This is a genomic window from Aureimonas altamirensis (assembly GCF_023702225.1).
Lineage (GTDB): Bacteria > Pseudomonadota > Alphaproteobacteria > Rhizobiales > Rhizobiaceae > Aureimonas > Aureimonas altamirensis_B.
Window position 1 is genome coordinate 128,569 of the sequence record NZ_JAMQCO010000007.1, and the last position, 14,047, is coordinate 142,615.

12 protein-coding genes are annotated in these 14,047 nt (G+C 66.6%); 7 read left to right on the forward strand and 5 right to left on the reverse strand.

What is annotated here, in order from left to right; all coding sequences use genetic code 11:
- The 7 genes from NDN16_RS12970 to glpK all read left to right on the forward strand — a co-directional run bounded on the left by NDN16_RS12970 (position 1) and on the right by glpK (position 7,712).
- Positions 1-1,086, forward strand: coding sequence for an ABC transporter ATP-binding protein (locus tag NDN16_RS12970; protein WP_251114003.1), 1,086 nt, complete (start codon positions 1-3; stop codon positions 1,084-1,086).
- Between the two features lie 13 nt (positions 1,087-1,099).
- Positions 1,100-2,182: an ABC transporter ATP-binding protein gene (locus NDN16_RS12975; protein WP_251114004.1), complete on the forward strand. Its 1,083-nt coding sequence runs from the start codon at positions 1,100-1,102 to the stop codon at positions 2,180-2,182.
- A 3-nt stretch (positions 2,183-2,185) separates the two neighbouring features.
- Positions 2,186-3,076 (forward strand): carbohydrate ABC transporter permease, encoded by an 891-nt coding sequence (locus NDN16_RS12980; protein WP_251114005.1) that lies wholly within the window; start codon positions 2,186-2,188, stop codon positions 3,074-3,076.
- Positions 3,073-3,966 (forward strand): carbohydrate ABC transporter permease, encoded by an 894-nt coding sequence (locus NDN16_RS12985; RefSeq protein WP_251114006.1) that lies wholly within the window; start codon positions 3,073-3,075, stop codon positions 3,964-3,966. The genes NDN16_RS12980 and NDN16_RS12985 overlap by 4 nt, the downstream gene beginning before the upstream one ends.
- 11 nt (positions 3,967-3,977) lie before the next feature.
- Positions 3,978-4,265 carry a DUF2160 domain-containing protein gene (locus NDN16_RS12990; RefSeq protein WP_251114007.1) on the forward strand — a complete coding sequence of 96 codons (288 nt, stop codon included), beginning with the start codon at positions 3,978-3,980 and terminating at the stop codon, positions 4,263-4,265.
- Positions 4,266-4,367: 102 nt separating this feature from the next.
- Complete coding sequence (locus NDN16_RS12995; protein WP_435301103.1) at positions 4,368-6,116, forward strand: ABC transporter substrate-binding protein; 1,749 nt, start codon at positions 4,368-4,370, stop codon at positions 6,114-6,116.
- Between the two features lie 102 nt (positions 6,117-6,218).
- A complete protein-coding gene (glpK, locus tag NDN16_RS13000; protein WP_251114009.1) occupies positions 6,219-7,712 on the forward strand; it encodes a glycerol kinase GlpK in 1,494 nt (497 codons plus the stop codon).
- On the opposite strand, the gene NDN16_RS13005 is transcribed toward glpK, so the two are convergent.
- Genes NDN16_RS13005 through NDN16_RS13025 form a run of 5 tightly spaced genes read right to left on the reverse strand, consistent with a single transcriptional unit; the run spans position 7,696 to position 13,904 of the window.
- Positions 7,696-8,757 carry an AI-2E family transporter gene (locus NDN16_RS13005; RefSeq protein WP_251114010.1) on the reverse strand — a complete coding sequence of 354 codons (1,062 nt, stop codon included), beginning with the start codon at positions 8,755-8,757 and terminating at the stop codon, positions 7,696-7,698. The genes glpK and NDN16_RS13005 overlap by 17 nt on opposite strands.
- A 47-nt stretch (positions 8,758-8,804) precedes the next feature.
- Entirely contained in the window at positions 8,805-9,614 is an 810-nt protein-coding gene (locus NDN16_RS13010; RefSeq protein WP_251114011.1) for an ATP-binding cassette domain-containing protein, read from the reverse strand.
- A complete protein-coding gene (locus NDN16_RS13015; RefSeq protein ID WP_251114012.1) occupies positions 9,611-11,377 on the reverse strand; it encodes a dipeptide/oligopeptide/nickel ABC transporter permease/ATP-binding protein in 1,767 nt (588 codons plus the stop codon). The genes NDN16_RS13010 and NDN16_RS13015 overlap by 4 nt, the downstream gene beginning before the upstream one ends.
- Positions 11,374-12,321: an ABC transporter permease gene (locus NDN16_RS13020; protein ID WP_251114013.1), complete on the reverse strand. Its 948-nt coding sequence runs from the start codon at positions 12,319-12,321 to the stop codon at positions 11,374-11,376. Before NDN16_RS13020 ends, NDN16_RS13015 begins: the two co-directional genes overlap by 4 nt.
- An 11-nt stretch (positions 12,322-12,332) precedes the next feature.
- On the reverse strand, positions 12,333-13,904 hold the full coding sequence (locus tag NDN16_RS13025) for an ABC transporter substrate-binding protein (RefSeq protein WP_251114014.1): 1,572 nt from the start codon (positions 13,902-13,904) through the stop codon (positions 12,333-12,335).
- Positions 13,905-14,047 lie beyond the last annotated feature (143 nt).

A 14,047-nucleotide genomic window follows, 5' to 3' on the forward strand; every position in this document is an offset into this window, starting at 1 on the left:
GTGCTGCAACTCATCGATGTGGAGAAGCGTGTCGGGGCCGATACGCATATCGGCGACGTATCCCTGTCGCTGGAGCGCGGAACGCTGACCGTCCTTCTGGGCGCTACCTTGAGTGGCAAGACGAGCCTGATGCGCCTGATGGCCGGGCTCGACAAGCCGACGAGCGGGCGCATCCTGATGGACGGCGTCGACGTGACGGGCGTGTCCGTGCGCCGCCGCAACGTGGCCATGGTCTACCAGCAGTTCATCAACTATCCGGCGATGACCGTGCGCGAGAACATCGCCTCCCCCCTGCGGGTCGCGGGGCGCAGTTCCGCCGAGATCGATGCGGCGGTGGCGCGCGCGGCGCGCCTGATGAAGCTTGAACCCTATCTGGACAGAACGCCGCTGAACCTGTCCGGCGGGCAGCAGCAACGCACGGCGCTGGCCCGCGCCATCGTCAAGGGCGCCGACCTGGTGCTGCTGGACGAGCCGCTGGCCAATCTCGACTACAAGCTGCGCGAGGAACTGCGCGAAGAGCTGCCCCGCATCTTCAGCGAGACGGGGGCGATCTTCGTCTACGCCACGACCGAGCCGACCGAAGCCCTGCTGCTCGGCGGGCGCACCGTGACGCTGCGCGAGGGCCGCGTCACGGCCGTCGGCCCGACGAGCGAGCTCTACCGGCGGCCGGCCGACCTGGAAACGGCGCGCATCATGTCGGACCCGCCACTCAACGTCATAGGGCTGACCGTCTCCGATGGCGCCCTGACAGGATCCGATGGCCTGACACTGCCCGCCGGTACGCTCGCGGGGCTTGCGGACGGCGCCTATGCGCTCGGCATCCGCGCGCACCACCTGCATCCGACAGCGGCGACCGCGGCCCAGGGCCGGCTGGTGGCGCGCCTTGCGACATCCGAGGTCACCGGCTCCCAGACCTTTGCCCATGCGGACGGCGCGGGCGCCCGCCTTGTCGCCGTGCTGCCCGGCGTGCGCCGCCTGCAGGCGGGCGACACGATGGAACTGGCCTTCGACAGGGCCGACATGATGCTGTTCACCGCCGATGGCCGCCGCGTCGACCGGACGCATGCCGCCAGCCGCGCGGCTTGAGGGGAAAACGCCGATGGCCAGTATCCGACTCGATCGCCTCCGCCACGCCTACACTCCGCAACTGGCGGCTGCGGGCACTTATGCGCTGCGCCAGATCGACCATACGTTCGAAGACGGCGGCGCCTATGCCCTGCTGGGCCCGTCCGGCTGCGGCAAGACCACGCTGCTCAACATCATGTCCGGCCTCGTCACGCCGACCGAAGGGCGCATCCTCTTCGACGAGCGCGACGTGACGGACCTTTCGCCCGAGCGCCGCAACATCGCGCAGGTGTTCCAGTTTCCCGTGATCTACGACACGATGAGCGTTGCGGAGAACCTGGCGTTTCCCCTGCGCAACCGGCGCGTTCCGGAAGCCGAGATCGGCCGCCGCGTGGCCGCGATGCTGGAGCGGCTGGGGCTCGCCGACAAGGCCGGCCGCAAGGCGCGCGGGCTGACGGCCGACGAAAAGCAGAAGATTTCGCTGGGGCGCGGCCTCGTCCGCTCGGACGTCGCCGCCATCCTGTTCGACGAGCCGCTGACCGTCATCGACCCGCACATGAAATGGATCCTGCGCTCGCAGTTGAAGGAGTTGCATGGCCAGTTCGGCACCACGATGATCTACGTCACCCACGACCAGACCGAGGCCCTGACCTTCGCCGACAAGGTGGTGGTGATGTACGAGGGCGAAGTGGTGCAGATCGGCACGCCGGAAGAGCTGTTCGAGCGGCCGCGCCACACCTTCGTCGGGTATTTCATCGGCTCTCCCGGCATGAACGTTCTGTCCTGCCGCGTCGCGGATGGCGTCGCCCTTGTCGGCGGCGCGCGCCTGCCTTTGCCGCAGGGCATGACGGCATCGACCGATGCGCGCATGGAGATCGGCGTCCGGCCGGAATTCGTCCGCGTCGTGCCTGCGGGCACGGCGGGCGCCCTGCCGATCACCGTCGACAAGGTCGAGGATATCGGCTCCAGCCGCATCGTGCGCTCGCGCCTCGGTGACGAGAAGTTGACGGCGGTGCTGGCCGACGACGCACCGGTTCCCGCCGACGCCGCGGTGCTCTTCGAGCCGCGTGCCGTCAATCTCTATGCCGATTCCTGGCTTGTGGGCGGGAGGGCCTGACCGATGGAAAAAACCTGGAACAATCGCGCCTGGCTGATGGTCCTGCCGGTGCTGGTTCTCGTCGCCTTTTCGGCGGTGATCCCGCTGATGACGGTCGTCAACTATTCGGTGCAGGACACGTTCGGCCAGAATGAATTCTTCTGGGCCGGCACGGAATGGTTCACCGAGGTTCTGCAGTCCTCGAGGTTCCATGATGCGCTGGGCCGCAACCTTCTGTTTTCGGCCATCATCCTGGCGATCGAGGTGCCGCTGGGCATCGTGGTGGCGCTTGCCATGCCCCGCAAGGGTTTCTGGGTGCCGGTCTGCCTGGTGCTGATGGCGTTGCCGCTGCTGATCCCTTGGAATGTTGTCGGCACCATCTGGCAGGTCTTCGGACGCACCGATATCGGCCTTCTCGGAGCCACGCTGACGCGGCTCGGCATCGACTACAACTACGTCCAGAACCCGCTGGACGCCTGGATCACCGTCATCGTGATGGACGTCTGGCACTGGACGAGCCTCGTCGTGCTCCTGTGCTATGCCGGCCTCGTCTCCATCCCCGACGCCTACTACCAGGCCGCGCGCATCGACGGTGCCTCGCGCTGGGCCGTCTTCCGGTACATCCAGCTGCCGAAGATGGGCCGCGTGCTGGTGATCGCCGTCCTGCTGCGCTTCATGGACTCCTTCATGATCTACACCGAGCCCTTCGTCGTCACCGGCGGCGGACCGGGCAATTCCACCACGTTCCTGTCGATCGACCTCGTCAAGACGGCGGTCGGCCAGTTCGACCTCGGCCCGGCGGCGGCAATGAGCCTGATCTACTTCCTGATCGTGCTCGCCCTGTCCTGGGTCTTCTACACCGTGATGACGAATGTCGGCACGGACCGGCCCCAGGGCCAGGGAGACAAGTCATGAGCAGCGTCACCCATCCCGCCGCTTCCGTGCCGCCCGCCCTGCACGCCGAGGACGCGCTGAAGCGCCGCTCGGCACAGGCCGCCAGCCGGCGCTTCCACCTCAAGGCGCTGATACCGGCCCTCTACATCCTGTTCCTGCTGGTGCCGATCTACTGGCTGGTCAACATGAGCTTCAAGACCAACCAGGAAATCATCAGTGGCGTCACGCTGTGGCCGGTCAACCCGACGCTGGACAATTACCGCACCATCCTGACGGATCCGTCCTGGTATCGCGGCTACATCAACTCGATGATCTACGTGGTGATGAACACGGTCATCTCCGTGTCGGTCGCCCTGCCGGCCGCCTATGCCTTCTCGCGCTACCGCTTCCTCGGCGACAAGCATCTCTTCTTCTGGCTGCTCACCAACCGGATGGCGCCGCCTGCCGTCTTCGCCCTGCCCTTCTTCCAGCTCTATTCGGCCTTCGGCCTCATCGACACGCATATCGCGGTCGCGCTGGCGCACTGCCTGTTCAACGTGCCGCTGGCGGTGTGGATCCTGGAAGGCTTCATGTCGGGCGTGCCGAAGGAGATCGACGAGACCGCCTATATCGACGGCTACTCCTTCCCGCGGTTCTTCTTCAAGATCTTCATGCCGCTCATCGCCAGCGGCATCGGGGTGGCGGCCTTCTTCTGCTTCATGTTCTCGTGGGTCGAGCTTCTCATCGCCCGCACGCTGACGGTGACGGACGCCAAGCCCATCTCGGCCATCATGACACGCACCGTCTCGGCATCCGGCATGGACTGGGGCGTGCTGGCCGCAGCCGGGGCGCTGACGATCATCCCCGGAGCGATCGTCATCTGGTTCGTACGCAACTACATCGCCAAGGGCTTCGCCCTGGGCCGGGTCTGACGGAGGTGATCATGCCCGATTTCTCATGGATGGCCTGGACATGGCCGACGGCGATCTTCTTTCTGACCATCGCCCTCCTCATCGCCCTGATGGGCGTCTGGGAGGCCGTGTCGCCGGGCGGCGGCCCGCGCTACGGCATACTGCGCTTCGAGACGACGCGCGGCGACCGCCTGTTCCTGTCGCTGCTGGGCTCGGCCTTCATCTGTCTCGGCTCCCTTTTCTTCTTCGAGGACGCCACCTTGTGGCCGGCGCTCCTCGTCTGCCTCGCCTATGCGGGGCTGGTCTTCCGCTTCGTCTGAAGCGGGTTGCAGGTGCCCGCCGCGCGTCGCCGGTCGCGCGGGAACGGGTTTGTCTCCGGTCAACATCGTTCCTGGGAGGGAATCTTCATGAAGACGAGATGGATGCTGGGTGCCGCTAGCCTTGCGATGATGGTCGCGGCCGGCCCCGCGGCGGCGGACATGGACGCCGCCAAGAAATTCCTGGACAGCGAGATCGGCGAGTTGTCGACGCTGGATCGCGCGCAGCAGGAAGCGGAGATGCAATGGTTCATCGATGCGGCTAAGCCCTTCGCCGGCATGGAGATCAAGGTCGTCTCCGAAAACATAACCACCCACGATTATGAGTCGAAGGTGCTCGCCAAGGCGTTCTCGGACATCACGGGCATCAAGCTGACCCACGATATCATCGGCGAAGGCGACGTGATCGAAAAGCTGCAGACGCAGATGCAGTCGGGAGAGAACATCTACGACGCCTATGTCAACGATTCCGACCTCATCGGCACGCACTGGCGCTACAACCAGGTGCGCAACCTGACCGACTGGATGGCCGGCGAAGGCGCCGACGTGACCAATCCGGGGTTGGACCTGGCCGATTTCATCGGCACCAGCTTCACCACCGCGCCGGACGGCAAGCTGTATCAGTTGCCGGACCAGCAATTCGCGAACCTCTACTGGTTCCGCTACGACTGGTTCAACGACGAGAAGAACAAGGCCGATTTCAAGGCCGAATACGGCTACGACCTCGGCGTGCCGGTCAACTGGTCGGCCTACGAGGATATCGCCAAGTTCTTCACCGGCCGCGAGATCGACGGCAAGAAGGTCTATGGCCATATGGATTATGGCAAGAAGGACCCCTCGCTCGGCTGGCGCTTCACGGATGCCTGGCTGTCGATGGCCGGCAACGGCGACAAGGGCCTGCCCAACGGCCTGCCGGTCGACGAGTGGGGCATCCGCGTCAACGACAAGTCGCAGCCGGTCGGCTCCTGCGTCGCCCGGGGCGGCGATACCAACGGACCGGCGGCCGTCTATTCCATCGAGAAGTATCTCGAATGGCTGAAGGCCTACGCTCCGCCGGCCGCCCAGGGCATGACCTTCTCGGAAAGCGGTCCGGTTCCGGCGCAGGGCGAGATCGCCCAGCAGATCTTCTGGTACACGGCCTTCACCGCCGATGCGGTCAAGCAGGGCCTGCCCGTCGTCAACGAGGACGGCACGCCGAAATGGCGCATGGCCCCGTCGCCGCACGGCGTCTACTGGGTCGAGGGCATGAAGCTCGGCTACCAGGACGTCGGCTCGTGGCTGCTGATGCAATCCACCCCGATCGACCGCGCCAAGGCCGCGTGGCTCTACGCCCAGTTCGTATCTTCCAAGACGGTCGACGTGAAGAAGAGCCATGTCGGCCTGACCTTCGTGCGGGAATCCACCATCCGCGACAAGAGCTTCACCGACCGCGCCAAGGAGTTGGGCGGCCTGGTCGAGTTCTATCGTTCGCCGGCCCGCAAGCAGTGGTCGCCCACCGGCACCAACGTACCGGATTACCCGAAGCTGGCGCAGCTCTGGTGGCAGGCCATCGGCGATGCGGCGGCCGGCAACAAGACGCCGCAGGAGGCGATGGACTCTCTCTGCGAGGAGCAGGAACGCGTGATGGCGCGCCTCGAGCGCGCCGGTGTCCAGGGCGACAAGGGCCCTGTCCTCAACGAGGAGCACGACATGGAGTACTGGGTGGAGCAGGCCAAGGCCAACGGCACGCTTGCACCGCAGCCCAAGAAGGAAAACGAGAAGGAAACGCCGATCACCGTCAACTACGACGAACTGGTGAAGAGCTGGGCCGATGCGGCCGGCAGCGACCGCGCCGACGCGGCCCCGGCCAACTGAGCCCTTACGGCAAATCCGTCATCCATCGAAGGGGCCGGGCCGGGAGGCCCGGCCCCTTCGTCTCGACCATCGCCACATCTTCAACGGGAGGACCCCTCACCCATGTCCGGCTATATCCTCGCCATCGACCAGGGCACGACATCCACGCGCGCCATCGTCTTCGACGCGTCCTTCCGGGTGGTGGGCGTCGCGCAGGAGGAGTTCGGCCAGATCCTGCCGCAATCCGGCTGGGTGGAGCACGATCCGGAGGAAATCTGGCGCACGGTCGTCGCCACGGTGAAGCGGGCGCTGGCCGACGCGTCGCTGTCGGCCGCTGACATCGCCGGCCTCGGCATCACCAACCAGCGCGAGACGACCGTCATCTGGGAGCGGGACACGGGCAGGCCCATCCACAACGCCATCGTCTGGCAGGACAGGCGCACGGCGGAACGCTGCCGGGAGCTGGTCCGCGAGGGGGCCGAAGAGATCGTCATGGACAGGACCGGCCTGGTCATCGATTCCTATTTCTCGGGCACCAAGATCGCCTGGATCCTCGACAATGTGGACGGCGCGCGGGCAAAGGCCGAAGACGGCAGGCTGGCCTTCGGGACAGTCGACACCTTTCTGCTCTGGCGGCTGACCGGCGGCCGCATGCATCTGACCGACGCGACCAACGCGGCCCGCACCATGCTGTTCGATACAGGGGCCAACGCCTGGGACGAAGAGCTGTTGCGGCTTGTCCGGGTGCCGGCCGCGCTGCTGCCGGAGGTCCGCGACTGCGCCGCCGATTTCGGCGAAACGGACCCGGCCCTGTTCGGCGGAGCCATCCGCATCTGCGGCATGGCGGGCGACCAGCATGCCGCCGTGCTGGGCAATGCCTGCTTCGAGCCGGGCATGATGAAGTCCACCTACGGCACCGGCTGCTTCGCCGTCCTCAACACCGGGACGGAGCGAGTCCGCTCGGGCAATCGCCTTCTTTCGACATTGGCCTACCGCCTCGACGGACGGTCCACCTATGCGCTGGAAGGTTCCATCTTCATTGCCGGCGCGGCGGTTCAATGGCTCCGCGACGGGCTCAGGATCGTGCAGCGCGCTTCCGACACGGGGTTGATGGCCGAACGCGTCGACGACAGGCACGACGTGTATCTCGTGCCCGCCTTTACCGGGCTGGGCGCACCCTGGTGGGATGCCGACGCGCGCGGGGCCATCTTCGGGCTGACGCGGGATACCGGGCCGGACGACTTCGCCAGGGCGGCGCTGGAAGCCGTCTGCTATCAGACGGCCGATCTGCTGCAGGCCATGCGGCGCGACTGGCCCGCCGCTTCCGATACGGTGCTGCGCGTGGACGGCGGCATGGTGGCGAGCGACTGGACCATGCAGCGGCTTGCCGACCTTCTGGACGCCCCGGTGGATCGCCCGACCGTACTGGAGACGACCGCCCTCGGCGCGGCGTGGCTGGCCGGCCGCCATAGCGGCGTCTGGCCGGACATGGACGGTTTTGCCGACCGCTGGAGCCTCGACCGGCGGTTCGAACCGTCGATGCGGCAGGATTTGCGAAACCGCAAGCTCGCAGGGTGGGAGGACGCCGTCCGGCGCGTTCTCAGCGATCGGGCGTAATCAGCCGCGGCTTGCGCCGCTCCTCGGTGTAGAGAGACCAGACGGTCACGAACAGGGCGGCGATCAACGGGCCGATGATGAAACCGTTGATGCCGAGCAGCGTCAGGCCGCCGACGGTGGAAAACAGGACCATGTAGTCGGGAAGCCGCGTTTCCTTGCCCACCAGCGGTGGACGCAGCACGTTGTCGACGAGGCCGATGACCGCAACCCCGACGAAGATCAGGATCGCGCCCTTGACGTATTCGCCCGTGATCAGGAAGTGAAGCGCGACGGGCATCCATACGATGGCCGCACCGACGGCCGGCAGCAGCGACAGGAAGGCCATGAGGGTGCCCCAAAGCACCGCGCCGTTGACGCCGAGCGCCCAGAAGGCGATGCCGCCGATGGACCCCTGCAACGCCGCGATGATGAAATTGCCCCGCACCGTGGCGCGTACGACGGATATGAAGCGGCTCAGGACCGCTTCGGTATGGTCCGGGCGCAGCGGGGATGCGTCGCGCAGGGCCCGGGCGATCCGGTCGCCGTCGCGGAAGAGAAAGAACAGAAGATAGATCATCAGGCCGGCGGCGACGAAGAAGCCAAGTGTCCCCTGCCCGAAATTCCAGGCCTGGCCGGCGACGATCTGGCCGGCCTGCGCCGCGGCCGAGGTGATGCGCTCCGAAAGATTGTCGGCGCCCAGCCCCTGCAGCCACCCTTGCACCTCCGTTGGAAGGCGGTCGTACAAGGCCTGTGCGTAGGCCGCCGGCTCGAAGCCCTCGCTCGTCATGCGGCGGTAGAGGTTGCGCCCCTCCTGCACGATCGAGCCCACCAGAAGAGCCATCGGAATGATCGCCACGAGAAAGCACACGAGAACGCTGACCGCCGAGGCAAGCGAGTTGCGGCCGTTCAACCCGGCCTGGATACGGCGGTGGACCGGGTTGAAGATGACGGCCAGCACGACCGCCCACAGCACCGCGCCCAGATAGGGCATTATCAACCACAGGAAGCCGATCGTCACGATCATCAGGAAGATCATGAAGGCCCGTTGCTGGGTACGGTCGCTCATCTGGATCTTCCTTTTCGCGCGATGCGGTATTAGAGCCTTTGAACGCTCTAAAGCGTTTCGAGCGCTCGATCCAGCCTCGGGGCGCTTGCCAGCAACGACCGCGTATAGGCAGCCTGGGGCGCCGCGAACAGGCTTCCGGCCGGTCCGCTCTCCACGATCTCGCCCCCCTGCATCACCATGACCCGGTCGGAGATCGCCTCCACGACCGCAAGGTCATGGCTGATGAAGACATAGGTCAGATCGAACTCGGCCTTGAGCCTGTCCAGCAGCAGAAGAACCTGCGCCTGCACCGATACGTCCAGGGCACTGACGGGCTCGTCCAGCACGATGATGCGCGCCTCCGCGGCAAGCGCCCGCGCGATGGCGATGCGCTGCGCCTGCCCGCCGGAAAACTCATGCGGGTAGCGATCCAGCGTTTCCGCCGCCAATCCCACATGATGGAGCAGCTCTTCCATGCGGGCGCGGCGCGCAGCCCTATCGGACATTCCGGCAAGACGCATCAGCGTGCCGCCGAGGATTTCGCCGATCCGGTGTCGTGGGTTCAGGGATGCGACCGGATCCTGGAATACGTACTGGATGCGGCGGCCGAGCATGCGCCTGTCCCGCGCGGTCAGGGTCGAAAGGTCCTCGCCCTCGAGGCGGATCGCGCCTCCGGTCGGCCGATCCAGCCCGACAAGCATGCGCGCGACGGTGGATTTGCCGGAGCCGGACTCCCCGACGATCGCCAGGGTCTCGCCTTTGGCGACATGGAAAGTGGCGTCGCGGACCGCGACGACGGAAGCGCGACGCGACAGCCAGCCGCCGCGCTGGAAGGTGCGGTTGAGGTTCTCGGCCTCGATCAGCGGCCGGGCGGTCATGCGCGCGCCTCGAGGGCGTCGACGTCCCGCATGGCCCTGACGCGGGACAGGAAGTGCCGCCCTTCGCCGGGACGCGGCACGCTGGCGATCAGGCGGCGCGTATAGGCATGCGACGGTGCGGCGAGCACGTCCCGCGTGGCGCCCTCTTCCACGATGGAACCGTCCTTCATCACCGCCACCCGGTCGCACATGCCGGCGACCACGCCGAAATCGTGCGTGATCAGCAGCAGCGACAGGCCCCGGCCCCGCTGCAGTTCCTTCAGCAGCGTCAGGATGCGGGCCTGCACCGTCACGTCCAGCGCCGTCGTCGGTTCGTCGGCCACGAGGATGTCGGGATCGTTGGCCAGCGCCATCGCGATGCCGACGCGCTGGCGCTGGCCTCCGGACAGTTGATGCGGATAGGCCCCGTATCGCCCGGCAGGGTCCGGCAACCCGACCTGTTCCATCAGGGCCAGGGTGCGGCGGCGTGCTTCCGTGCGGCCGACCGGACGATGGGCGGTGACCGCCTCGGCTATCTGGCGGCCTATCGGCATCATCGGGTGCAGGCTGGTGAGCGGATCCTGGAAGATGTAGGCCACCCTTGCCCCCCGCAGGGACGCCATGCGCGAGGGCTGCGCCATGAGATCGTGTCCGTCCAGCCGGATCGCACCGCCGGTGATGACGCCGGGAGGCGATGTGACGAGGCCCATGATCGACAGGGCGGTGACGCTCTTGCCCGAGCCGGATTCGCCGATCACGCCGAGGCATTCCCCCTGCCCCAGCGTCAGCGAGACGTCACGCACGGCAGGGCGTATCGCCTTTCCCGACCGGAAGCCGACCGACAGGGAGTCGACCGCCAGGGGCGCTTTGCGCGCCTGCGCGGGTGGCGCGGCCCGCCGCGCGATTTCCGTTACGGGCTGCGGGCGCGCGAGGGCGCCCGACCGAAGCCGCGGGTCGAGGACATCGCGGATGCCGTCCCCGGCAAGATTGATGCTCATCACCAGTATGAAGATCATCAGGCCGGGGACCAGCGCCACATGCGCTGCGGTGAAAAGCTGCGCCCGCCCCTGCCCGAGCATGGAGCCAAGATCGGCTTGCGGCGGCTGTGCGCCGAGCCCCAGGAATGACAGGCCGGCCGTCTCGAGGATCATCCAACCCACGGTAGACGACATGGTCACCACGATAACCGGAAGTATGTTGGGGAAAATCTCGGTGGCCAGGATCGACAGGTGGCCCTTGCCCGACAGCCGCGCCGCTTCCACGAAGGGCTGATGGCTCAGCCCCAGAACGCGCCCCCGGATGTTGCGCGCGAAGAAGGGTATGTTGACGACTGCGATGGCGTAGAGGGCATTGATCAGTCCCGGCCCCAGCACGGCCACGATGGCGAGCGCCAGGAGCACGTAGGGGAATGCCATCAGCATGTCCACGAGGCGCATCAGCACCGTATCGGTGCGCGGTCCGGCATAGCCGGCCACGAGGCCGAGCGCCGTACCAAGGACCGCGGCCACCAGCGTTGCGCCGATTCCGACGGCGAGCGAGACGCGGGTGCCCCACACCAGGCGGGAAAGGACATCGCGTCCAAGCGGGTCGGTACCGAGGAGATGACCGGGCGAAAAGGGCGGCCGCAGTCTTGCGGCGGTGTCCGTCGCATCGGGGTCCGGCAGCGGCAGCAACGGCGCGGCAAGCGCCGTCAGGAGGATGAGAACGAACAAGGCCATGCCGATCGCCGAGAGGCGATTGGCGAGGATGAGGCGCAGGGTGGACGGGCGCGCGTGCGATGTCATGCCCGCAGCCTCGGATCGACCATCGCCTGCGCGATATCGGCCGCCAGGTTCACCAGGACATAGCAGCCGGCCGCCACCAGGACGCCGCCCTGCACCAGCAGGAGGTCGCGTGTCGACACTGCCTGCACCAGCATGGCCCCGAGGCCGGGCCATTGGAACACCGTCTCGACATAGACGGCCCCGCCCAGCACGAAGCCGGCCTGGAGCCCGACGATGGGAATGATCTGCACCAGCGCGGCGCGCAGGGCGTGGCGCCCGACGACGAGGCGCTCGGGCAGTCCCTTGGCGCGGGCCGTGCGGATGAAATCCTGCCGCAGCACCTCCAGCATGGCCGCGCGCGACAGCCGCGCGATGACGCCCGCCGCGATGATCGCCATCGTGGACGCAGGCAGCACGAGATGCAGGATGATGTCGCCGGGCCCGCCGCCGCCATAGACTGCCGTCATGCCCGAGGCCGGCAGCCAGCGCAGCCGGACCGCGAAGATCAGGATGAACAGGAGTCCCAGCAGGAACGCCGGCATGGAGATGCCGATCAGCACCGCGAAGGTGACGATGCGATCCGCCCAGCCGAACTGCCGGACCGCAGAGACGATCCCGGCGAGGATGCCGAGCAGCGAGGCGAGGACGAGCGCCGTTCCGGCAAGGATCAGCGTTGCGGAAAATCGCTCTGCGACCTCGTCCAGCACCGGGCGGTTGAGGATGTAGGATTGCCCGAGATCGCCCTGCAGCAGGTTGCCGGCCCAGATCAGGTATTGTTCGGGCAGGCTCCGGTCGAGGCCGAGCTGCGCGTTCAGCCGCGCGACGTTTTCCGGCGTCGCGTAGGATCCGAGTATGGCCAGCGCGGTATCGCCCGGTATCATCGCCATGATGGCAAAGACGAGGATCGACAGGCCGACCAGAACCGGCACGGCCGCCAGCAGTCGCTTCAGGATCGTGGCTGCCATGCGCCGGGCCTTCAGTTCTTCACGACGTCGCGCAGGATCAGCGTGAAGTCGGGCTGGAGGGTGAACCCTTCCACCCGCGCCGTCGTCACGGCGTTCTGCTTCCAGTTGGCGACGAAGAGCCAGGGGGCCTCCTCGTGCACGAGGCCCTGGATTTCGCGGTACAGGTCGGCCCGTTCCTCGAAGTCGATCGCCGTGCGGGCCTGATCCAGGAGGCCATCCAGATGCGGGTTGCTGTAGTAGCCCGAGTTGAAGCCGCCGGCCTCCGGCATCGCGTTTGAATGCAGCGTCAGGAAGGGCAGCGTATCCGGATCGTTCGTCATCCACGCCATCTCGGCCATGTCGCCCTTGCCGGACAGGCCGCCATTCACCTGGGCCAGATAGCTGTTCCACTCGTAGGTCTGGATATTGGCGTTGAGGCCGACAGCGGCGAGGTCCGACTGGATGGCCGTCGCCATCTGCACCGGGTCCAGCATGCCGGAACCGCCTTCCGTCACCAGGAAGGTCATGTCCGCCTCGGTAACCCCGGCCTCTGCCAGCAGCGCCCGCGCACGTTCGGGATCGTGCGGATAAGGCGCGATGCCGGGGTCCGTCGCCCAGTCGAAGGCGGGCGGGATCGGTCCGGCGGCGACTTCCGCCGTGCCCTGCAGGATGTTGTCGACGATGCCTTGCTTGTCGACGGCGTAATTGACCGCCTGCCGGACCCGCTTGTCCGCGAAGGGGCCGTCGCGCGTATTCAGGATCAGGAACCAGACATGCGGGCCCACCGCCTCGTGGACGGTGAAGGTCGGATCGTCGCGGAAGACCGCGACGTTGTCGGGCGGCGTTTCGACCAGGACGTCGATACCGCCTGCCATCATCTCGGCGATCCGGGTATTGGCGTCGGTGATCGGACGGAAGACGACGGCCTGAAGGGCGGGTGCGCCATCCCAGTAGTCGGGGTTGGCTTCCACGACCACCCGCTGGTTCGCCACCCATTCGGCAAAGCGAAAAGGCCCGGTGCCCGAGGGGCTGCGGCCGAACTCACCGCCTGCTGCCTCCACTCCGGCAGGCGAAACGATCAGGCCAACAGGCGCGGCGAGGTTGGAAAGGAACGGCGCGAAGGGCTCCTTCAGCGTGAACTCGACCGTCAACGGATCGACCGCCGTGACGCTGTCGACGGCATCGAACTGAAAGGACAGCGGGAACGGACCGGTATCGTGGAACGGATGGCTCTCGTCCAGCATCCTGTCGAAGTTGAACTTCACCGCCTCGGCGTCGAAGGCGGACCCATCGTGGAATGTCACGCCCTCGCGCAGGGTGAACGTATAGGTGAGCCCATCCTCCGAGATGTCCCACGCGGTGGCCAGGGCCGGTTCCAGGTCGAGCGTACCCGCTTCGTAGCGAACGAGGCCGTCATAGACGTTCGTCAGAATGCGGAAGTCGTTGGCGGCCGTCACCCGGTGCGGGTCCAGCGATTGCGGTTCGGCGATCTGCCCCACGATCAGGACGCCCGGCGGCGTCTGCGCTTTCGCCGGTGCGGCCCCTGCAAAGACGACCGAGGCTGCGAGGGCCAGTGCGGCAAAGCGGCTCCAAACGGCTGTCATCGTCATCCCCATCCGTTGCTCGTGGAAGGGAAGCCTAGGACAGCCGGGTTTCATGGCAAGCCCCGACCGTACTTTACGTTGATATCAACTATATTCCGATCGGTAGAGCCCCCAGTCGACCTCGGCGGTGGAGACGATGCGAA